The sequence below is a fragment of the Pectobacterium versatile genome (assembly GCF_020166435.1).
Classification (GTDB): Bacteria; Pseudomonadota; Gammaproteobacteria; order Enterobacterales; family Enterobacteriaceae; genus Pectobacterium; species Pectobacterium versatile.
The window spans coordinates 199,924-221,615 of record NZ_JAINZP010000007.1 but is presented as its reverse complement, the minus strand read 5'-3'; the positions used below and the strand labels follow the sequence as shown (position 1 = coordinate 221,615).

Here is a 21,692-nt window from a genome sequence, read left to right as displayed (position 1 = left end):
TATTCGTAATGAATTTACTGTTGTTCACTCTTCAAGACTTTTTTATATCGTTAAGATACGGTCTTGTGAGTGCCCACACAGATTGTCTGATTAAATTGTTAAAGAGCAGTGCGTTGTGGTCTTAACCACTTCGCGAGGTGGCGTATATTACGCTTTTCACCTTCAGAGTCAACGCTTATTTTAAAGTGTTTTCTCTTTCTTTATCCACCCGATTGTGTGTTCACAACGCCGTGTCGATGGAGGCGCATTATAGGGATCCGATTCAGAAGCGCAAGCAAATCTCGTAAACTTTTTTCTGTTTGCGCATCTTTCATTCGTTCCGCTTGTTAACTGCGCGTTTTTATCCATTTTGGCAGGTCTGCGAGGCTTTCCAGCACACCATCAGCCAGTGCTTCGCCTTGCTCAGTGACGGGTTTACCAGTACGAACCAGCAGTTTTTTTCCTATACCAGCACCCATTGCAGCCTGAATATCCTCTAATTTGTCTCCCACCATATAAGAAGCTGCCATATCAATGTTCAACTCACGCTGTGCAGAAAGCAGCATGCCCGGCTCAGGCTTACGGCAATCACAACTCTGGCGATACTCACCTTCCCCAGCTTCAGGGTGATGCGGACAAAAATAGATGCCATCCAGATCAACACCACGATCGGCCAGCGACCAGTCCATCCACTCCGTCAGTTGCATAAACTGATCTTCTGTAAACTTACCGCGGGCGATGCCGGACTGATTCGTCACAACAACCAGCGCGAACCCCATGCTTTTCAACTCACGCATGGCATCAATGACGCCGTCAATAAATTGAAAATGGTCAATGTCATGAACATAACCGTGATCGACATTGATCGTGCCGTCACGATCAAGAAAAACTGCTGGAACGCTTTGTGCCACTGACTTTGCTCCTGAATGCCTAAATTACGCGGTAGTATCGCATGTTTTCGCCGAGAGGGAGAATGCAGAGCCATGACAATCCCGATTGACTTAGACGTCTAGACGCCCTAACATCCATTTCATATTCTGTTAATTCAGAAACTGATTTATCCAGCCATAGGCACTCACGATAAAAACATATGATTGAACTTTCTAATATTACTAAGGTTTTCCAGCAGAACGGGCGGACAATTACCGCGCTTGCTGATGTCAGCCTTCATGTTCCCACTGGGCAAATTTATGGCGTTATCGGCGCATCAGGCGCAGGTAAAAGTACATTGATCCGCTGCGTCAATTTATTGGAGCGACCGACAGAAGGGAAAGTTCTGGTAGATGGGCAAGAATTGACTCAACTGTCTGATAGCCAGTTGACGCGCGCACGCCGTCAAATCGGCATGATTTTCCAACATTTCAACCTGCTCGCTTCTCGCACCGTTTTTGGCAACATTTCACTACCGCTGGAATTGGATAACACGCCGAAAGCCGACATAACCAAACGAGTCAACGAGTTGTTGGAGCTGGTTGGTCTGGCAGATAAGCACGATGTCTATCCAGCCAATTTGTCCGGCGGACAAAAACAGCGCGTCGCTATTGCCCGTGCGTTAGCGAGCAATCCTAAAGTTCTGCTGTGTGACGAAGCAACCAGTGCATTAGATCCTGCAACAACGCGCTCGATTCTCGAATTACTGAAAGACATCAATCGCCGCTTGGGCCTAACCATTCTTCTTATTACCCATGAGATGGACGTGGTGAAACGCATTTGCGATCAGGTTGCGGTGATCAGCGACGGACGACTTATCGAGCAGGACACCGTAAGCGAAGTCTTCTCACACCCGAAAACGCCGCTGGCGCAGAAATTCATTCAGTCAACATTGCACCTGGACATCCCTGACGATTACCTCGCCCGTCTGTCCCCTGACTATCGCCCAGATACCACGCCATTATTACGGATGGAATTTACGGGTAAGTCGGTGGATGCTCCGCTGCTGTCCGAGGTTGCCCGACGCTTTAACATCAACAACAACATTATCAGTGCCCAGATGGATTACGCTGGTGGCGTCAAGTTCGGCATCATGCTGGCAGAAATGCACGGCAACGAGGCAGATATCAAAGCCGCAATCCAATTCCTGCAGGAAAGTCACGTTACAATTGAGGTTCTGGGTTATGTCTGAAGCAATGATGTGGTTAATGGTTAAGGGAGTATGGGAAACCGTCGCGATGACGTTCGTTTCTGGTTTCTTTGGCTTTGTACTTGGCTTACCTGTGGGCGTTTTGTTGTATACCACGCGTCCGGGGCAAATCATCGCCAATCCCAAGATCTATCGGATCGTTTCTGCACTGGTAAACATCTTCCGTTCGATTCCGTTCATTATCTTGCTGGTATGGATGATTCCTTTTACTCGCATCATTGTCGGAACCTCTATTGGCCTGCAAGCGGCGATCGTTCCTCTTACCGTCGGTGCGGCACCTTTTATTGCCCGTATGGTGGAAAATGCGCTGCTTGAAATTCCTACCGGCCTGATCGAAGCCGCTCGAGCAATGGGTGCGACGCCGATGCAGATCATCAGAAAGATATTGCTGCCGGAAGCATTACCAGGGCTAATTAATGCCGCAACCATCACGCTAATTACGCTCGTAGGCTATTCTGCTATGGGTGGAGCCGTGGGCGCAGGCGGCTTAGGTCAAATTGGTTATCAGTATGGTTATATTGGTTATAACGCGACGGTCATGAATACGGTATTAATATTACTGGTTGTTTTGGTTTACCTGATTCAATTCTGCGGCGACAGGGCAGTAAAAGCTGTCACACACAAGTAATCTCACCACAATACGCATTTGCCTGAAGGCATCTGTCAAGAAAATAGTTAATTAGGGGTAAGGATATGGCGATTAAACTGAAATCTATTGCGACCATTGGCGCACTCATTGGTGCTCTGGCACTCGCGGGATGTGGTCAGGAAGAAAAGAATCCTAATCATATTAAAGTTGGCGTTATCGTTGGCGCAGAACAACAAGTTGCAGAAGTTGCGCAGAAAGTGGCAAAAGACAAATACGGTCTGGACGTCGAGTTAGTCACATTTAACGATTACGTCTTGCCAAACGAAGCCCTGAGCAAAGGTGACATCGATCTGAATGCCTTCCAGCACAAACCTTATCTGGATCAACAGATCAAAGATCGTGGCTATAAACTGCTTTCTGTCGGCAACAGCTTTGTTTACCCAATTGCGGGTTATTCCAAAAAAATCAAATCGCTGAATGAACTGCAAGATGGCGCTCAAGTCGCTATTCCAAATGACCCAACCAACCTGGGCCGTTCCCTGCTGCTGCTGCAGAAAGTCGGTTTGATTAAACTGAAAGACAACGTCGGCTTGCTGCCAACCGTACTGGATGTGACCGAAAACCCGAAAAACATCAAACTGGTTGAGCTGGAAGCACCACAGCTGCCACGTTCTTTAGATGACGCACAAATCGCGCTGGCGGTAATCAACACCACTTATGCTAGCCAGATTAACCTGACGCCAACCAAAGATGGCCTGTTTGTTGAAGAGAAAGACTCTCCGTATGTAAACCTGCTGGTTTCACGCGAAGACAACAAAGACGCTGAAAACGTGAAGAAATTCGTTCAGGCTTATCAGTCTGACGAAGTAAACGATGCTGCAAACAAAACCTTTAATGGCGGCGCAGTGAAAGGCTGGTAACCCCACCCTAACGCGTTTAATTAAAAGATATTGTTAAGACGGGCTACGGCCCGTCTTGTTATTTGTGCAATTGCTTGCTTCAATACCCGCTCTTTGAGAAAAAGCAGAGGAATCCTTAATGCGTGCTGTTCCCTTTATATTGTTGGCCATGTCGCTGACAGGCTGTTCTTTATTTCAGAAGCCACCGGCACCGGCACCTCAACCCGCTCTTGAAACCAAGACTGTAGAACCTGCGCCTAAACCGAAGCCAGCGGCTCGCCCGACGCCAGCGGTGTTATATAAAAGTGCAGAAGAATTAGTCGGTAAACCTTTCCGTGATATGGGCGAAGTTTCAGGATCCTCATGTCAGGTCAGCGCTCAGGATTCTCCCCCTAACGCGGCAAATGCGCGTAAAAGAATGCAAAACCGCGCAACCGCAATGAAAGCCAATGCAGTTTTACTGCATGAATGCCAAACCGTCAGCGGCGTAGCAGGTTGCTACAGCCAGGTCGTTTGCCAAGGCACTGCGCTGAAAGTCTCTGCACAATGAGTCAATTTGTTTTCAATCAGATCGGGATTATCCGCTCACCGTATAAAGAAAAGTTTGCCATTCCGCGGCAACCAGGTCTGATTGAAGACGGAGGCGGAGAGCTTCAGCTATTACCGCCGTACAATCAGGCGGAATGTGTGCGGGGGCTGGAAGACTTCAGTCATATTTGGATCCTGTTCATCTTTCATCAAACGATGGACGGCGGTTGGCGTCCGACGGTTCGACCACCGCGTCTGGGAGGAAACACCCGTACGGGCGTTTTCGCTACGCGTTCTACCTTCCGCCCTAACCCTGTTGGCATGTCGCTGGTTGAGCTAAAAGGGATCCGTGCAAAAGGCGATGCCATTACGCTCGAATTAGGCAGCCTTGATCTGGTTGATGGTACACCGGTCATCGATATCAAACCTTATCTACCCTTTGCAGAAAGCCATCCTCAGGCGCGAGCGGGTTTTGCCCAAATGGCCCCCGATGCCGCGATGCCGGTAGTTTTTTCCGCCTTCGCGGGAAGCCAGATCGCAGAACACCACAAAAAATATCCCCAGTTGAAACGCTTTATCTCGCAGGTATTGGCACAGGATCCGCGCCCCGCCTACCGTAAAGGGGAAAGTGCCACGCGGGAATACGCCGTTTTGCTATTGGAATTCAATGTGCGCTGGCGCGTCTGCGAAGAACAAACCGAAGTATTGAGTCTCGACCCGTCACACACGTGTTAATACACGAACCGCAGCAATATATTCTAAAATTGTCCCTGCTCTCTTTTGACACGCCGCCCACGCTGGTAAACTAAGACACTTTTTATGTGCCTTCGGCTGCACGGCAGCCCTATGCTACTTGTCGTTCTAACGGAACTAAAACCCCATGCGTACTAGCCAATACATGCTCTCCACACTCAAGGAGACGCCAGCCGATGCAGAAGTCATCAGCCATCAGTTGATGCTCCGGGCAGGAATGATTCGTAAACTGGCCTCCGGCCTTTACATCTGGTTGCCGACCGGTTTACGTGTTTTGAGAAAAGTTGAAAATATCGTGCGCGAAGAGATGAACAACGCTGGCGCGATTGAAGTTTCCATGCCCGTTGTTCAGCCTGGAGATTTATGGGTGGAAAGTGGCCGTTGGGTGGACTATGGCCCGGAACTACTGCGTTTTGTCGATCGTGGCGAACGCCCATTTGTTCTCGGCCCAACACACGAAGAAGTCATTACTGACCTGATTCGCAATGAAATCAGCTCTTACAAGCAGCTGCCGCTGAATTTCTTCCAGATTCAAACCAAATTCCGCGATGAAGTGCGCCCGCGTTTCGGCGTAATGCGCTCGCGTGAATTCCTGATGAAAGACGCCTACTCTTTCCACACTTCACAGGAATCGTTGCAGGTCACTTACGACGCGATGTACGCCGCTTACAGCAAGATTTTCAGCCGTATGGATCTGGATTTCAGAGCTGTTCAGGCAGACACCGGTTCTATCGGGGGTAACGCGTCCCATGAGTTTCAGGTACTGGCGACCAACGGTGAAGACGATATCGTTTTCTCAACGGAATCCGACTACGCAGCAAACATTGAGCTGGCAGAAGCGGTTGCGCCGAAGTTAGGCCGCGCCGAAGCGACGGAAGAGCTGCGTCTGGTTGATACGCCAAACGCCAAGACCATCGCCGAGCTGGTTGAGCAGTTTACACTGCCAGTAGAAAAAACCGTGAAGACGCTGCTGGTTAAAGCAACGGAAGAAAGCGGCCATAAACTGGTTGCATTACTGGTTCGCGGCGATCACGAACTGAACGAAATCAAAGCGGAGAAAATTGCTCAGGTAGCCAGCCCGCTGACGTTCGCAACGGAAGAAGAGATTCGTGCAACTATCGGCGCAGGCCCGGGTTCACTGGGTCCGGTCAAGCTGTCAATTCCTGTCGTTGTCGATCGTACCGTAGCGGCCATGAGCGACTTCAGCGCTGGCGCGAACATCGATGGCAAACACTATTTTGGCATCAACTGGGAACGTGACGTTACGCTACCGCAGGTTGCAGATATCCGTAATGTGGTTGAAGGCGACATCAGTCCAGACGGTAAAGGTACACTGCAAATTAAACGCGGTATCGAAGTAGGCCATATCTTCCAACTGGGCAGTAAGTATTCTGAAGCGCTGAAAGCCACAGTTCAAGGTGAAGACGGCCGCAACCAGACGCTGACGATGGGTTGCTACGGTATTGGTGTGACGCGCGTTGTCGCAGCAGCGATTGAGCAAAATCATGACGAACGCGGCATCATCTGGCCAGACGCAATTGCACCTTTCCACGTTGCTATTCTGCCAATGAACATGCATAAGTCTTTCCGCGTGAAGGAAGTGGCTGAAGATATCTACCAGCAACTGCGCGCTAAAGGCATTGAAGTTCTGCTTGATGACCGTAAAGAGCGTCCGGGCGTGATGTTCGCCGATATGGAGTTGATTGGCGTACCGCATACCATCGTGATTGGCGATCGCAATCTAGATAGCGAAGAAATTGAATATAAGAACCGTCGGGTCGGTGAAAAGCAAATGATTAAAACCAGCGAAATCGTCGATTTCCTGCTGGCGAATATCGTACGCTAATCGCCGTCGGACCGCTCTGTCGTGTGAAAGGGCGAATACAAGCATAAAAAAATGGTGGGGAAACCCACCATTTTTTATTTCAAGACATCAGCAACTCGTCACTAATTATTCACGAAACAGTTCTTCAATGCTCAACCCCTGGACCTGCAAAATTTCCCGCAGGCGGCGTAAGCCTTCAACCTGAATCTGGCGAACACGTTCACGCGTTAAGCCGATTTCACGACCCACATCTTCCAGCGTAGCCGCTTCGTACCCTAGCAGGCCGAAACGACGCGCCAACACCTCACGCTGTTTGGCATTAAGCTCAAACAACCATTTAACGATATTCTGCTTCATATCGTTATCCTGAGTGGTGTCTTCAGGTCCGTTATCTTTTTCGTCTGCCAGAATATCCAGCAGTGCTTTTTCCGAATCACCACCCAGCGGGGTATCGACGGAAGTAATACGCTCATTCAGGCGCAGCATGCGATTGACGTCATCAACAGGTTTATCAAGCTGTTCGGCAATTTCTTCCGCACTCGGCTCGTGATCCAGTTTATGAGACAGTTCGCGCGCAGTGCGCAGGTAAACGTTGAGTTCTTTGACAATGTGAATCGGCAAACGGATGGTACGGGTTTGATTCATGATCGCCCGTTCTATCGTTTGTCGAATCCACCAGGTTGCGTAGGTTGAAAAACGGAATCCTCTTTCTGGATCGAATTTTTCAACCGCACGGATCAGGCCGAGGTTCCCCTCTTCAATTAGATCCAGCAGCGCTAGACCACGATTGTTGTAACGGCGGGCAATTTTCACCACCAGCCGCAGGTTACTCTCGATCATCCGGCGGCGTGATGGGACATCACCACGCAACGCGCGTCGGGCAAAATAAACTTCTTCTTCTGCGGTTAAAAGCGGCGAATAGCCAATCTCTCCCAAATAGAGCTGTGTTGCGTCCAAGACACGCTGTGGGACCCCTTGCGATAACAGCTCGTCTTCCGCCGAGTCATTATCATTGGTATCTTCCTCTGCCAGCGCTTTATCGTCAAAAACGTCAAATCCATTTTCTTCGAAATCGGCATCTTCATGTAACTCGTTAACTTTCAGCGTACTTTGGCTCATAAGTGGCTCCTACCCGTGATCCCTTGGCAGAATACCGAAATACTCTGCCCGATTTATCGCTGCGGCAGAAAACGCAGCGGGTTTACGGATTTCCCCTTGTAACGAATTTCAAAGTGCAAGCGAACTGAGCTGGTGCCCGTACTGCCCATCGTAGCGATCTTTTGTCCTGCCGTGACATCTTGTTGCTCACGGACTAGCATCGTATCGTTATGGGCATAGGCACTGAGGTAGTCATCATTATGCTTGATGATTATCAGATTTCCGTAACCACGTAGCGCATTCCCCGCATACACCACACGCCCACTGGCGGTTGCGGTGATCGGTTGCCCACGTGAGCCGGCGATATCAATCCCTTTATTTCCCCCTTCGGAAGCGGAGAAACTATCTATGACTTTCCCATCGGTAGGCCAACGCCAACTGCCGACAGCAGCCGTATTGCTGCTGGCAACAGCCGCTGGTGCGGAAACAGGAGCGGTTGTTGGTGCACCTGTCGTAGGTAACATCTTACCTACATTCTGTTTACCCTGATTACCAGAATACGCATTAGTTGACTGAGAATCAACCGATGTAGTTTGTATTTGCGCACTTGATGGCGGCGTTGGTACACCACCGCGTGTGGCATCGGTTGTTGCCAGCATTCCACCACCGCTCGTCAGGCCGCCGCCCGAAGCGTTGTTGCCGGAACCGCTGCCTAAGCTCAGTGATTGCCCCACATTCAGGCTGTACGGCTCAGGGATATTGTTGCGCTGCGCCAGATCCCGGTAGTCATTACCGGTAATCCACGCGATATAAAAAAGGGTATCGCCCCGTTTAACCGTGTAAGAACTGCCGCCGCTATAGCTGCCTTTCGGAATATTGCCATAGCTGCGATTGTAAACAATTCGTCCGTCGGACGTTGTTGCCACGCTTTCACCCGCTGTTGAAATGCGTGATGGTGGCGCAGATAACATCCCCCCTCGGCTGCCCGTATTTCCATCAACGCTGCTGATCGGTGCGGATTTGGAATTATTATTGGTACATCCCGCCAATCCTAAGACAACCACCGTACAAGCAGCAATGTGACGCAAATTCATCATTCGGCTTCCCATGCGCCTTACTCCTCTATAACTATAGCGTTCAAAAAGTGTCGATAACATTCAAAAAACAGTAGTATCCAGAACTCAATTCGGACATGTCAGCCTCGCATCTGCTCTCGCTTAACTGGCCGTAGCTCAACTACCTATCGCGTAAGTGATTGTAGTATAACCGGTATCCGGTGATTTATTCGTTAATTGGAACGAGAAAGATCGCTACTTCACCATCGCTGGCGCATAAGCAAAACGGGAAAGGCACCGCGATGATTAGATGCTAACAATATCAACAAATTCGCACTATAAAACAGTTATGTTGAAATTTTAAAGACTTAACAACAAATGCATACCAACGCCACGGTATCAGGCTAATTCCCCTTTGACCAGCGGAACAAACCGAACAGCTTCAACCGTTTGAATAATAAATTCGCCAGCATGGCGTTGCACAACTTGTAAGTATTGTGACTGTTCACCGACGGGCAATACCATCACACCGCCTTCATCAAGTTGCTCCATCAGCGCTAGGGGAATTTCCAGCGGTGCAGCAGTCACGATGATGGCATCAAACGGCCCGCGCGACGCCCAGCCATGCCACCCATCGCCATGACGGGTAGAAACATTATGTAGATCAAGCTGCTTTAAGCGACGTTTAGCCTGCCATTGCAGCCCTTTGATACGCTCAACCGAGCAAACGTGCCGAACCAAATGCGCTAAAATTGCCGTTTGATAACCCGACCCAGTGCCAATTTCCAGCACGCGGGATTCGGGCATCAGGCTGAGCAATTCCGTCATCTTCGCAACGATATACGGCTGCGAAATCGTCTGCCCAGAACCAATAGGCAGAGCGGTATTTTCATACGCTTTATGCTCGAAAGCCTCATCAACAAAACGTTCTCTGGGTACGGCTTCTATCGCCTTCAGCAGACGTTCGTCCTGAATGCCCTGCTGGCGCAGTTGTGCCAACAACGTTTCTATACGCTTGTTTACCATTCCCCGCCAACCTCAGCTCTGGTTAACCTCGTCACCAATACAGCAATTTTCCCGCACAGGGGTAAGCCAGCCGCCGCTATCGCACGGTTGCCAGCATTATTCTCTGCAACTATGTTCTGCAAAAAACGTATCGCAGTACATCAGGCACCGAGATCGGTATCCTGCTGTGAATGCAGCAATTCACGCACCACGCTGGTCGCAAAACTACCCGCAGGTAGCCAGAATGTCACTTTCACGGTTGCGTCATCCTGCCATTCCCAGTGCATCTGTTGTGGATACAGCAGTACCGCACGCCGTGCAGGTTCGACCCGCTCACGCTTGACCAAAGACCACAGTGTGTCTTGTCCGACCAAAGCCTGCTTTTCAAATAGCTGCGCGTCATCCTGCGTGCCCAGTTCACCATCTCCGGGCAGCGGCGCAGTAATCTGAAGCTCGCCAGCATCAAGGCGCGTCTGCAAAGTTTCCCGTTCATCAGCCTTAGCAACAAACCAACTGCCGCGCCCTGTCAGCTGCAATGCATCACCACACAAGACGGTTTTCGCCTGCTGCCCTGCCAGTCTTGCACTGGCAACCTGATTAAACATCGCACTGCGGCTGGCAGAAAGATAAAAACTCCGCTTACTGCGTTCTTTTACCCGAATCTCGTTATTTGCCCAAAGACGGGCCTGCTCAAGGTTATTTCCGTTGCGCCCGAAACGCTGGCTGCCGAAATAATTAGGCGCGCCTTTCGCGGCAATCAGCGCCAAACGAGCATCAACTTCGTTTCGATCGCTGACCTGACGCAGCACCAGAGTAAAATGGTTACCCCGCAGCGTACCGATCCGCAGCTTGCGACGATGGCGAATCACCTCAAGCACATCACAGCCTTCCAGTTCCAGCGAGGTGAAATCGGGCGTCTCTTTTCCTGGCATGTGCAGACAGAACCACTGTTCGGTGACAGCATGACGATCTTTCAGGCCCGCATAGCTGACGGCACGCAGCGGTAGACGAACAAATTTCGCCAGCATCTCGGCCACAAATTGCGTATTGCATCCGCGCTTGCGTACACGCACCAATACCTGTTCACCGTCGCCATCCGGCTGAAACCCCAGATCTTCCACCACCAGAAAGTCTTCCGCAGTGGATTTCAATGAGCCAGTAGCCTGTGGTTCACCGTGCAGCCAGACGAGTTGTTCGCTATTTTCCATCGTTATCCTACAAAGTGCATAATCGGGCGAAGCACGATCATGACATTGTTTTTTATACTGTTAATTTTCTATTCTTAATAAAGTATTGTCGATAAACCAACGACTTACCACGCGACAATTTCGCCCGTTTCTTTTTTCACCAGCAGGGCAACGGCTTCGCAGGCAATACCTTCGCCGCGACCTGTAAAGCCCAGTTGTTCCGTCGTGGTCGCTTTCACATTGACGTCGTCCATATGGCACTGCAAATCTTCCGCCAGGTTCACACGCATTTGCGGGATGTGCGGTGCCATTTTTGGCGTCTGCGCAATAATCGTGACGTCCAAGTTTCCCAACTGATAACCTTTATCGTTGATACGACGCCAGGCTTCACGCAACAGGCCACGGCTGTCAGCGCCTTTAAAGGCCGGATCAGTATCAGGAAACAGCTTGCCAATGTCGCCCAGCGCGGCAGCGCCCAACAGGGCATCGGTCACGGCGTGCAGCACCACATCCCCATCGGAATGCGCCAGCAAGCCTTGAGTATAAGGAATTCGCACGCCACCGATCACCAGCGGACCTTCTCCACCGAACTTATGGACATCAAAACCGTGACCGATACGCATCGCGCGTTCTCCTTATATGTATTTAACAAATAAATTTAACGAATAAAATGAGGTTACTGCAAACTGGTTAAATAGAATTCGGCTAATGCCAAATCCTCTGGACGCGTGACTTTGATATTATCCGAACGTCCGCTGATAATTTGCGGGCGATAGCCACAATATTCCAGCGCAGAGGCTTCATCTGTGACGGCAACGCCATCCTGAAGCGCCCGTTGCAGACACTGTTTCAACAGCGCCGCAGGAAAAAGCTGCGGCGTCAGCGCATGCCACAAATCGTTACGTTCTACCGTGCGATCGATAAACCCGTCCGTGCTGCGCTTCATGGTATCACGAACCGGTGCGGCCAGAATTCCACCAACGTCACTCTGCTCGACAATCGCCAGCAGGCGCGTCAGATCGTCCTGATGCAGACACGGACGCGCCGCGTCATGCACCAACGCCCACGCGCTATCGTCAACGGCAGCCAGCCCAGCCAGTACGGAATCCGCACGCTGCTGCCCGCCCGTCACGGCACAAATACGGGAATCTTTGGCAATCGCCAGAGTATGAAAGAATACGTCATCTGGACTGATAACGACGACGACACGCTGTACGCGTGAATGGCGTAAAAGCGCGTCGATGGTATGTTCGAGAATGGTTTTATGACCGGTCGCATCATTGCCAATCGTCAGATACTGCTTAGGACGATCGTTTTGCATCCGGCTGCCGTTACCCGCAGCGGGCAAAACAGCAACAATTTCAGGCGGGGAAAGGCGTGGTATCTGCATGCGTCAACGTTGTGTATTGTTGGATGAAGCGTTATTAGATGACGCCGTATTCGCGTTACGGTGGCTAGATTCTGGCACCAGACGATAGAAGCTTTCACCGGGTTTGATCATACCCAGTTCATTGCGTGCGCGCTCTTCAATCGCTTCCTGACCGCCATTGAGGTCATCAATTTCAGCAAACAGCTGTTCGTTACGGTCTTTTAATTTGGCATTGTTCCCCTGCTGGACAACAACATCATCCTTCACCCGAACATAATCATGAATGCCATTCTTGCCCAGCCACAGTGAGTACTGAAGCCAGCCAAGCAATATCAATAATAACAGCGTAAGCTTTCCCATCCCGCCCCCTGAAAAACCGCCTAATCATCCCATAACTTTTGTTTCGACTCCACTGTGTCCAGCAGTGGGAGGCAATATTCACCCTGCCACATGCCCAAATGGGGATATTTCGGGCAAAAGAGCATGCCAAACGCGCACCCACGTCACACTCATTTCATCCATTCATCCTCTCGTACTTTCTATTCATCAGAAGACGCAAGTGCGCAGGAGCCATGTGAATAAAACCGCCCATAGGAAAAACGTCAGTTGAACCATTAATGCTATCTGTGTATTTTTATGCATACAAAGTGCATAAAAAAAGAAAATGTTACATTTAAACTAGGAGAAAACCATGTTCAAAAAACTGTTATTCGTTAGTGCGCTCTTCGCAACCGCACTCTCTACTAGCGCCTTTGCCGCTGAACCCACTTACGTTGTCGGCTCTGGCGGCACCTATCGTCCCTTTGAGTTTGAAAACGCGCAGAAAGAGCTGGAAGGCTTTGATATTGATATTATTAAAGCAATCGCCAAGGCGGAGAATTTTAATATCAAGCTGATCAATACGCCGTGGGAAGGGATCTTCGCGACCCTTAACTCCGGCGACCGCGACATTATCATTTCCGGTATCACGATTACCGACAAACGTAAGCAAATGGTCGATTTCTCCACACCTTATTTCCCTGCTGAGCAGTCCATTGTGGTGCCTAAAGGCTCGACGATCGACTCGATTGCAGCGCTGAAAGATCACAAAGTTGGTGTCGTGAACTCCAGCACCGCCGATATCGTGGTGTCCGACGTATTAGGCAAAAACAGTACATCGATTAAGCGCTTTGATAACACCCCGTTAATGTTACAAGAGCTGTATGAAGATGGTGTGGGCGCAGCGGTTGGCGACGTGGGCGTGGTGAAGTTTTACATTAAGACTCACCCTGAAAAACAGTTCAATCTGGTTTCCGACGCCAAATTCGAACGCCAGTATTTCGGGATCGCCGTCGCGAAAGGCAACGATCAGCTGCGTGCGAAGATTAACTCAGGGCTGAAAAAAATCGTTGCTGATGGCACCTACGCCAAGATCTATCAAACCTGGTTTGATAACAACGTTCCGACCTTACCCGCAGAATAACGCCTGCAAGACACTGCGCACCTCTCCAGATCTCCATCGCCTCACGCGAGACGTCGCATCAACCGGACAGCCAGCCTGTCCGGTTTAATTTAGAATAATCATTACGTTAGCCTATTCAAAAAAGGAAACGATCTTGACGGGATTTCGTTGGGAGATCATTCAGGAATATGCCCCGCTATTTATGGAAGGCACCTGGATGACCATCAAATGCACCATTATCTGTGTCATTCTTGGCACCTGCTGGGGATTAACGCTCGGATTGGGCCGCTTAGCGCAAGCGCCGCACGGGCCGTGGAAATATATCCTGCACTACGGCGTTCAATGGCCAGTACGCATCTACATCAGCGCCTTCCGGGGCACGCCGCTGTTTGTGCAAATCATGGTGGTGCACTTCGCACTGGTGCCGCTGTTCATCAATCCGCGTGATGGACTGCTGGTGACCAGCAATATTATGTCGGTCGATTTTGCCCGTACGCTGCGCTCAGATTACGGTGCGTTCCTCTCTTGCGTCGTGGCAATTACGCTGAATGCGGGTGCCTATGTCTCCGAGATATTCCGTGCTGGCATTCAGTCGATCGATCGCGGCCAGATGGAAGCGTCACGCTCTCTCGGAATGAGCTATGGCCGTACCATGCGGAAAGTCATTCTGCCGCAGGCTTTCCGCCGCATGCTGCCACCGCTGGGCAACAACGCCATCGCGATTGTGAAGGATTCATCGCTGGCTTCAGCAATCGGATTGGCGGATCTCGCCTATGCCGCTCGTACGGTGTCAGGGGCTTACGCCACGTACTGGGAACCCTACCTAGCGATCTCTATCGTTTATTGGGTTATTACTTTCCTGCTCTCGCTGCTGGTGCGGCACATGGAAATGAGGTTTGGCAAAAGTGATTCACGTTAAAAACCTGCAAAAACAGTTTGGCGATACGCATGTCCTGCGTGGTATTTCCTGTGATATCGCGCCTCAGGAAGTGCTCTGTCTGATTGGCCCATCCGGTTCAGGAAAAAGTACCTTTCTGCGCTGTATCAACGCACTGGAGACACTGTCAGCAGGCGAGATTACGGTCAACGGTTTTGCCATTCACGATCAGAAAACCAATATCAATCGCGTGCGTGAAAGCGTGGGGATGGTCTTCCAGCGCTTTAATCTATTTCCGCACATGACGGTGTTGGAAAACGTGATTATGGCACCGATGGATGTGAAAAAATTATCCCGCGCGCAGGCCGTTGAGCGAGCGAAAGCGTTGCTCAGCAAGGTCGGCCTGCTGGATAAAATCGATGCCTGGCCGAACAGCCTGTCCGGTGGACAACAGCAGCGTGTCGCGATTGCCCGCGCGTTAGCGATGGAACCGGCGATCATGCTGTTTGATGAACCGACATCCGCGCTGGACCCAGAGCTAGTTGGTGAAGTGTTGGCAGTCATGAAAACGCTGGCGAACGAAGGCATGACGATGGTCATCGTGACCCATGAAATGGCATTTGCCCGAGAAGTGGCCGATAGAGTGATCTTTATCGATCAGGGGATTATTCAGGAACAAGGAACGCCAGAGGCGATCTTTACGCATCCGAGTAACCCGCGCACGCAGGCGTTCCTGAGCAAAATACTGTAAATACGTTAAAACGGTAAACCGTAGGCTGTCAGCGTCTTCCGCGCTGGCAGCCTTTTTCTTTTACCACCCCGTCAGAAAAGAAAATACCAACCAGAACAGGCAGACCACCGTCAGCCCTGTCGCAAAAAGCGTATAAAAAAGATAGCCTCTCAGCAAAAAGCTAAACCCGACGCCAACCAACACTGAAAACGGCATCAGCGCCAGAAAAAACGGCCAAGTGTAGAGCATGAAGAAAAACGTGGTATTGGAGCCGTATACCAAAAAAGGGATAGTGAAGGCCAACCAATAAAAAGAGAACCCCGTGACCGCCCCCATAAACAGGTAGGAAACGCCGTCATCCTCTTCTTGTTGCGCTGGCCGAGTCTTGCTAATCGTTAACTGCGTGGCATTTTGCATAATCTTTCCCATTCGTCCCCTTATCACCCACTGGCGCGGTGAAAAAAGCGGGATATCAGAGCTTGATAATAGCTCGCTTGCCCAGCAGATCTAACAATTGGTCTGTCAAATGTGTTACTAATTGTTCGCCATTCAGATGACTATCCGGCGCTTCCGGTGCTTCATATGCCGAGTCGATCCCAGTGAAATTACGCAGCTCTCCCGCACGGGCTTTTTTATACAAACCCTTGGGATCGCGCGCTTCACAGGTCGCTAACGGCGTATCCACGAAGACCTCGATGAACTGCCCTTCGCCCAGTAAATCCTGCACCATTTTACGCTCGGCGCGGTGCGGCGAGATAAACGCAGTCAGGACGACCAGACCCGCGTCCACCATCAGTTTTGCGACCTCACCCACGCGGCGGATGTTTTCGCGCCGATCGTCGTCGGTGAAGCCTAAATCGCGGCACAACCCGTGCCGCACGTTATCGCCATCCAGCAGGTAGGTGCTGACACCACGCTGATGTAGCACCTGTTCCAGCGCCCCCGCCAGCGTGGATTTACCGGATCCAGACAACCCGGTAAACCAGATAACAACGCCCTGATGACCATGCAGCGTTTCGCGCGACTCTCGGGTGACATCGTGCGCATGCCAGACGACGTTATCGTCAGTCGGTTCATCGCGTAAAGACACGTTATTTGCCTCCCAGCAGATCGCGCGCACCCCAATGTGGGAAGTGGCGACGCACCAGCGCATTCAGTTCCAGCTCAAACGCGCTGTACGCGCCCGGCTCCTGATACACCTGCTCGATAGGTTCCCGCACCAGACCCGCGCCCACTGTGACGTTGCTCAAACGATCGATGAAGATCATCCCGCCCGTCACCGCGTTGTGCTGATAGTTGTCCAGCACCAGCGGCTCATCAAAAATCAGCTCAACCGAACCGATACCATTCAGCGGCAGGTTCTCCGCTACACGTTGCGTCAGCGTATTGATCTCAACCTGATACTGAATATTCTCGACCCGAGCGCGCGTTTTCTTGCCGCCAATCTTGATGTCGTAACTTTGTCCCGGCACCAGCGGCTGCTCCGCCATCCAGACGACATCCACCAGCGCATGCTGCACCGCTTTCAGCGACTCGCTGCTATCGACCAGCAGGTCACCGCGGCTGATATCTACCTCATCCGCCAGCACCAGCGTAATCGCTTCACCCGCCTGCGCCTGCGGTAAATCACCGTCAAAGGTCACAATACGGCTGACGGTAGATTCTACGCCGGACGGCAGCACTTTAATCCGTTGCCCAACGCGGATAATGCCGGATGCCAGCGTTCCTGCGTAGCCACGGAAATCCAGATTCGGGCGGTTCACATATTGCACCGGGAAGCGCATCGGCTGTTCCAGCGTGCGCTGTGCCACATTGACCGTTTCCAGCACGTCCAGCAGCGTCGGCCCGGTATACCAGCCCATCGTCGTACTCGGCGTCGCGACATTGTCGCCATCCAGCGCGGAAATCGGCACAAAGGTGATATTCAGGTCGGCAGGCAGTTGCTGAGCAAAATCCAGATAATCCTGCTTAAACTGCTCAAACACCGTTTGCTGATAATCCACTAAGTCCATTTTGTTCACCGCCACCACCAGATCGCGAATCCCCAGCAGGGTCGCAATAAAGCTGTGACGACGGGTTTGATCCAATACGCCTTTGCGAGCGTCAATCAGCAGAATCGCCAGCTCACAGGTTGATGCGCCAGTCGCCATGTTGCGGGTGTACTGCTCGTGTCCCGGCGTATCGGCGATGATGAATTTGCGCTTTTCCGTAGAAAAATAGCGGTAAGCCACGTCAATCGTGATGCCCTGCTCACGCTCGGCCTGAAGCCCATCGACCAACAATGCTAGATCCAGCTTTTCGCCCTGCGTTCCAATACGCTTGCTGTCATTGTGCAGCGTACTGAGCTGATCTTCATAAATTTGGCGCGTATCGTGCAGCAACCGGCCAATCAGCGTACTTTTTCCGTCGTCGACGCTACCGCAGGTCAGGAAACGCAGCAGCGTTTTATCCTGCTGCGCATGTAAATAAGCTTCCACACCGCCCTGCTCGGCGATCTGTTGTGCAATCGCATTGTTGATGACGACTGCATCTTTCTCAGCCGCATTTTCTGCCGCTGTGTCTTTTAACGAAATTTGGCTCATTCGACGATTCCTCAGAAATACCCTTGACGCTTTTTCAGCTCCATTGAACCTGCCTGATCGCGGTCAATTACCCTTCCCTGACGCTCACTGGTCGTGGAAATCAGCATCTCTTCGATGATTTCCGGCAGCGTCTGCGCCTCCGATGCTACCGCCCCCGTCAGCGGCCAGCAGCCCAGCGTGCGGAATCGCACCATGCGTTGTTCGATCACTTCGCCCGGTTGCAGATCGATGCGATCGTCATCCACCATCAACAGCATGCCATCGCGTTCCACCACCGGACGCGGCGCGGCCAGATACAGCGGAACAATATCGATGTTTTCCAGATAGATGTATTGCCAGATATCCAGCTCGGTCCAGTTGGAGAGCGGGAAAACGCGGATGCTCTCGCCTTTGTTGATCTGGCCGTTGTAGTTATGCCACAGCTCTGGGCGCTGGTTCTTCGGATCCCAGCGGTGGAAGCGGTCGCGGAAGGAGTAAATACGTTCTTTAGCACGCGATTTCTCTTCATCGCGGCGCGCCCCGCCAAACGCGGCATCAAAACCGTATTTATCCAGCGCCTGCTTCAGCCCTTCCGTTTTCATGATGTCGGTGTGTTTGGCGCTGCCGTGCACAAAGGGGTTAATCCCCAGCGCTTCCCCCTGCGGGTTGCGGTGCACCAGCAGTTCACAGCCGTAGGCCTTTGCCGTCTGGTCGCGGAATTCGTACATTTCACGAAATTTCCAGCCGGTATCAACGTGCAGCAGCGGGAAAGGCAGCGCTCCCGGATAGAACGCCTTGCGCGCCAGATGCAGCATCACCGAAGAGTCTTTGCCGATGGAGTACATCATCACCGGATTACTGAACTCGGCCGCCACTTCGCGGATGATGTGAATGCTTTCGGCTTCAAGCTGCCGTAAATGCGTGAGTCGTTTCTCGTCCATACCCTTTCCTTAAGCCAAGTTTACTACCGCTGGGCGGCTGTCTTGCGGCACCGTCGGCGTTGTCTGACCAAACCAGGCAATCTGATGATGTAGATCCACCACCTCGCCAATCACCAGCAACGCTGGTGTCGGCGCTTGCCGTGCCAAATGTTCTAATTCTTGCAGCGTACCGATTTGCACCTGCTGATCGTGTCGGGTGCCGCGACTGATCACGGCAACGGGTGTCTGCGATGAACGGCCATGCGCGATCAGTTGCTGCGAAATCTCCGCAGCCTTCATCGTTCCCATGTAAATCGCCAGCGTCTGGCGGCCACGCGCCAGCGTTGACCAGTCCAACTCGTCGCCATCCGGGCGACAGTGTCCGGTAATAAAAAGCACGCTCTGCGCGTAGTCACGGTGCGTTAACGGAATCCCCGCATACGCCGTGACGCCCGCCGCAGCCGTCACGCCGGGCACGACCTGAAATGTGATACCCGCCTGCGCGACCGCTTGTAACTCTTCGCCGCCGCGGCCGAAAATGAAGGGATCGCCGCCTTTCAGGCGTACTACCCGCTTCCCTTCCTGCGCCAGCTTCACCAGTAGCTGATTAATCTCATCCTGCGGCAACGAATGCGCACTGGCACGTTTTCCAACACAGATGCGTTCTGCGTCGCGGCGCACCAGATCCAGCACGTCAGCGCTGACCAAATGGTCATACAGCACCACGTCCGCCTGCTGCATCACCTGTAATCCACGCAGTGTCAGCAGTCCGGCATCGCCGGGGCCTGCACCAACCAGTGCGACTTCACCGCGTGCGGCCACTGGTTGCTGCTGTTCCTCTTGCTGATGCACCAGTTGCTGCTGCAATTCGTCTTCGGCCTGCGCCAGTTGACCAGCAGACACCAGCGACGCAAAGCGTCCGACAAACAGCCGCTCCCAAAAGCGACGACGTGCTGGCATCGAATGCAGTCGGGTTTTAATTCTGTCGCGCCAGCTTCCGGCGATGTCCGCCATCGTGCCCAAACTGGCAGGCAGTAATGATTCCAGTTTTTCACGCAGCAGACGCGCCAGCACCGGTGCCTGTCCACCCGAGGAAATCGCCACCACCAGCGGAGAGCGATCGACAATCGAGGGGAAAATAAACGAGCACTTCGGCTGATCGTCCACCACGTTCACCAGCAAATGACGCTGGTTCGCCGCCTCAAATACCGCGGCATTCAGCTCGGCGTCATCCGTAGCGGCAATGACCAGAAACACGCCGGATAACAGCTCTGGCGTAAAAGTATGCGCCAGCCATTCAACCTGCCCAGCCTGATGCTGAGCCGCCAACGGTTCCGCCAGCGCCTGTGCGACAATTTTTATCTCCGCACCCGCGCGTTGCAGCAGATCGATTTTGCGCGTAGCAACCTCGCCGCCGCCCACAACCAGTACCGGACGCTGACGAAGATCGGCAAATAAAGGGAGATAGTTCACAGTCGCCTTAACTAAGCAAAAAAATAGATAATGCGACTATACGGTGCGGACAGAACACTTATGAAATGCCGAATTGGAATGACAAGTTCCGTAATGGAATAACACCCTGTTCACAACTGTGATTAGGTGGGGGTTTCCCCTAATAAAGACGGTTTCTTATACACAAACCCACAGGCTTCGCAGATTTTGCTCTTCTCCGGCGTAAAAAATTATGCTGAGGAGATAGCGAGCTTAGGATGAGCCGCAGGGACGCGGCGAAAGCTTGCGCCACGTATGGAACGTGTCGCAAGCGGGCCGTAAAGCCCGATACCGACGAAGGCACCGCATTCGCGGCATAATTTGCGCCGGAAAGCCAGGGGTCACGGGGCGAGCGGCGCTGAGCCGCCCCGTGTCGGGCGCGTGCTACGAAGTAGCATGGAATGGCAATATTGTGGCGCACGAAACCGTATCTGCATCTACATAAAAATATGGCTAAGAGACAGCATGGCAGGCAAACGACAATGTGTCAGATGCCTTTTACCCTTCGTGCAGTCCGCATTCGCGTTTCAGGCCAAAGAAGCGTGTTTCTTCTTCGGCCATACCCGGTTCCCATTTGCGGGTGGTGTGTGTATCGCCGACGGATAGATAGCCTTGATCCCATAGTGGATGGTAACTCAGGCCATTTCCTTTCAGGTATTGATACACAGTCCGATTATCCCAATCGATAATCGGCAGGAATTTGAAGACGCCACGTTGAATCGCCAGCACCGGTAATTCCCCACGACTGCCAGACTGCTCGCGGCGCAGGCCAGCAAACCAGGTTTTCGCTTTTAGCTCACTCAGCGCACGGTTCATCGGCTCGACTTTGTTCAGCAGGTTATAGCGTTCGATGCCTTCCACGCCCTGCTCCCACAGCTTACCGTAGCGCGCCTCTTGCCAGGCCGGAGACTCCGTTGCGCGATACACTTGCAGATTCAGCGTTAACTGCTCTGTCAGCGCATCAATAAACTGATAGGTTTCAGGAAACAGATAGCCCGTATCCGTGAGGATAACCGGAATATCCGGCCGCTGTTGCGTCACCAGATGCAGCGATACCGCCGCCTGAATGCCGAAGCTGGACGACAAAACATAGTCGCCCGGCAGATTCTCCAGCGCCCAGCTCACTCTTTCCTGCGCAGACAGCGATTCAAGCTGACTGTTCACCGTAGCCAACTCAGCTGTCTGTTCCGCTTTCGGTAACGCGTTGAGCGCCTCAAGATTAAATTCGGCCATCAGGCTCTCCTG

Annotated in this window: 23 protein-coding genes; 9 read left to right on the top strand and 14 right to left on the bottom strand. The window is 52.0% G+C overall.

From position 1 onward, the window contains the following. Positions 1-326 precede the first annotated feature (326 nt). On the bottom strand, positions 327-890 hold the full coding sequence (gmhB, locus tag K7X24_RS11155) for a D-glycero-beta-D-manno-heptose 1,7-bisphosphate 7-phosphatase (protein ID WP_039530687.1): 564 nt from the start codon (positions 888-890) through the stop codon (positions 327-329). Between the two features lie 179 nt (positions 891-1,069). Here gmhB and metN point away from each other — a divergent pair, with 179 nt between their 5' ends. From metN to proS, 6 genes are all read left to right on the top strand, one after another. Next, positions 1,070-2,101 (top strand): methionine ABC transporter ATP-binding protein MetN, encoded by a 1,032-nt coding sequence (metN, locus tag K7X24_RS11150; RefSeq protein ID WP_224554941.1) that lies wholly within the window; start codon positions 1,070-1,072, stop codon positions 2,099-2,101. Further along, the gene (locus K7X24_RS11145; protein WP_224554939.1) at positions 2,094-2,747 is read left to right on the top strand and encodes a methionine ABC transporter permease MetI; all 654 of its coding nucleotides are present in this window, start codon (positions 2,094-2,096) and stop codon (positions 2,745-2,747) included. The genes metN and K7X24_RS11145 overlap by 8 nt, the downstream gene beginning before the upstream one ends. A gap of 65 nt (positions 2,748-2,812) precedes the next feature. Next, positions 2,813-3,628 (top strand): MetQ/NlpA family lipoprotein, encoded by an 816-nt coding sequence (locus tag K7X24_RS11140; protein ID WP_224554936.1) that lies wholly within the window; start codon positions 2,813-2,815, stop codon positions 3,626-3,628. Positions 3,629-3,746: 118 nt separating this feature from the next. Further along, positions 3,747-4,157 carry an Rcs stress response system protein RcsF gene (rcsF, locus tag K7X24_RS11135; RefSeq protein WP_039541112.1) on the top strand — a complete coding sequence of 137 codons (411 nt, stop codon included), beginning with the start codon at positions 3,747-3,749 and terminating at the stop codon, positions 4,155-4,157. After that, positions 4,154-4,870, top strand: a complete 717-nt coding sequence (gene tsaA / locus K7X24_RS11130) for a tRNA (N6-threonylcarbamoyladenosine(37)-N6)-methyltransferase TrmO (RefSeq protein ID WP_224554934.1) — start codon at positions 4,154-4,156, stop codon at positions 4,868-4,870. Before rcsF ends, tsaA begins: the two co-directional genes overlap by 4 nt. Before the next feature lie 145 nt (positions 4,871-5,015). Beyond that, a complete protein-coding gene (gene proS, locus K7X24_RS11125) occupies positions 5,016-6,734 on the top strand; it encodes a proline--tRNA ligase (protein ID WP_224554932.1) in 1,719 nt (572 codons plus the stop codon). 105 nt (positions 6,735-6,839) lie between these two features. On the opposite strand, the gene rpoS is transcribed toward proS, so the two are convergent. From rpoS to ftsB, 7 genes are all read right to left on the bottom strand, one after another. Continuing rightward, complete coding sequence (gene rpoS / locus K7X24_RS11120) at positions 6,840-7,832, bottom strand: RNA polymerase sigma factor RpoS (RefSeq protein ID WP_224554931.1); 993 nt, start codon at positions 7,830-7,832, stop codon at positions 6,840-6,842. 53 nt (positions 7,833-7,885) lie between these two features. Then, complete coding sequence (gene nlpD, locus K7X24_RS11115; RefSeq protein WP_224554929.1) at positions 7,886-8,908, bottom strand: murein hydrolase activator NlpD; 1,023 nt, start codon at positions 8,906-8,908, stop codon at positions 7,886-7,888. 357 nt (positions 8,909-9,265) lie between these two features. Further along, positions 9,266-9,892, bottom strand: coding sequence for a protein-L-isoaspartate(D-aspartate) O-methyltransferase (locus K7X24_RS11110; RefSeq protein WP_224554926.1), 627 nt, complete (start codon positions 9,890-9,892; stop codon positions 9,266-9,268). Positions 9,893-10,032: 140 nt separating this feature from the next. After that, complete coding sequence (gene truD / locus K7X24_RS11105) at positions 10,033-11,079, bottom strand: tRNA pseudouridine(13) synthase TruD (RefSeq protein ID WP_224554924.1); 1,047 nt, start codon at positions 11,077-11,079, stop codon at positions 10,033-10,035. A 104-nt stretch (positions 11,080-11,183) separates the two neighbouring features. Continuing rightward, positions 11,184-11,681, bottom strand: coding sequence for a 2-C-methyl-D-erythritol 2,4-cyclodiphosphate synthase (ispF, locus tag K7X24_RS11100; RefSeq protein ID WP_224554922.1), 498 nt, complete (start codon positions 11,679-11,681; stop codon positions 11,184-11,186). A 53-nt stretch (positions 11,682-11,734) separates the two neighbouring features. Then, entirely contained in the window at positions 11,735-12,448 is a 714-nt protein-coding gene (ispD, locus tag K7X24_RS11095) for a 2-C-methyl-D-erythritol 4-phosphate cytidylyltransferase (protein ID WP_224554920.1), read from the bottom strand. 3 nt (positions 12,449-12,451) lie between these two features. After that, entirely contained in the window at positions 12,452-12,787 is a 336-nt protein-coding gene (gene ftsB / locus K7X24_RS11090) for a cell division protein FtsB (RefSeq protein WP_224554918.1), read from the bottom strand. A gap of 331 nt (positions 12,788-13,118) precedes the next feature. Here ftsB and K7X24_RS11085 point away from each other — a divergent pair, with 331 nt between their 5' ends. The 3 genes from K7X24_RS11085 to K7X24_RS11075 all read left to right on the top strand — a co-directional run bounded on the left by K7X24_RS11085 (position 13,119) and on the right by K7X24_RS11075 (position 15,496). Beyond that, a complete protein-coding gene (locus K7X24_RS11085) occupies positions 13,119-13,889 on the top strand; it encodes a basic amino acid ABC transporter substrate-binding protein (protein WP_116586551.1) in 771 nt (256 codons plus the stop codon). 133 nt (positions 13,890-14,022) lie between these two features. After that, positions 14,023-14,787, top strand: coding sequence for an amino acid ABC transporter permease (locus K7X24_RS11080; RefSeq protein WP_005973498.1), 765 nt, complete (start codon positions 14,023-14,025; stop codon positions 14,785-14,787). Next, a complete protein-coding gene (locus tag K7X24_RS11075; RefSeq protein ID WP_103942500.1) occupies positions 14,774-15,496 on the top strand; it encodes an amino acid ABC transporter ATP-binding protein in 723 nt (240 codons plus the stop codon). Before K7X24_RS11080 ends, K7X24_RS11075 begins: the two co-directional genes overlap by 14 nt. Before the next feature lie 60 nt (positions 15,497-15,556). Here the strand turns inward: K7X24_RS11075 and K7X24_RS11070 are convergent, their stop codons facing one another. The 6 genes from K7X24_RS11070 to K7X24_RS11045 form a co-directional block, all read right to left on the bottom strand. After that, entirely contained in the window at positions 15,557-15,892 is a 336-nt protein-coding gene (locus tag K7X24_RS11070) for a DUF3561 family protein (protein WP_029368162.1), read from the bottom strand. 55 nt (positions 15,893-15,947) lie between these two features. After that, positions 15,948-16,628, bottom strand: coding sequence for an adenylyl-sulfate kinase (cysC, locus tag K7X24_RS11065; RefSeq protein WP_211007099.1), 681 nt, complete (start codon positions 16,626-16,628; stop codon positions 15,948-15,950). Next, positions 16,567-17,994 (bottom strand): sulfate adenylyltransferase subunit CysN, encoded by a 1,428-nt coding sequence (gene cysN, locus K7X24_RS11060; protein ID WP_107333735.1) that lies wholly within the window; start codon positions 17,992-17,994, stop codon positions 16,567-16,569. The genes cysC and cysN overlap by 62 nt, the downstream gene beginning before the upstream one ends. Positions 17,995-18,068: 74 nt before the next feature. Then, positions 18,069-18,977, bottom strand: coding sequence for a sulfate adenylyltransferase subunit CysD (gene cysD, locus K7X24_RS11055; protein ID WP_103861716.1), 909 nt, complete (start codon positions 18,975-18,977; stop codon positions 18,069-18,071). Between the two features lie 9 nt (positions 18,978-18,986). Next, entirely contained in the window at positions 18,987-20,429 is a 1,443-nt protein-coding gene (cysG, locus tag K7X24_RS11050) for a siroheme synthase CysG (RefSeq protein ID WP_224554916.1), read from the bottom strand. 516 nt (positions 20,430-20,945) lie between these two features. After that, entirely contained in the window at positions 20,946-21,680 is a 735-nt protein-coding gene (locus K7X24_RS11045; protein ID WP_103972385.1) for a phosphoadenylyl-sulfate reductase, read from the bottom strand. Positions 21,681-21,692: the final 12 nt, after the last annotated feature.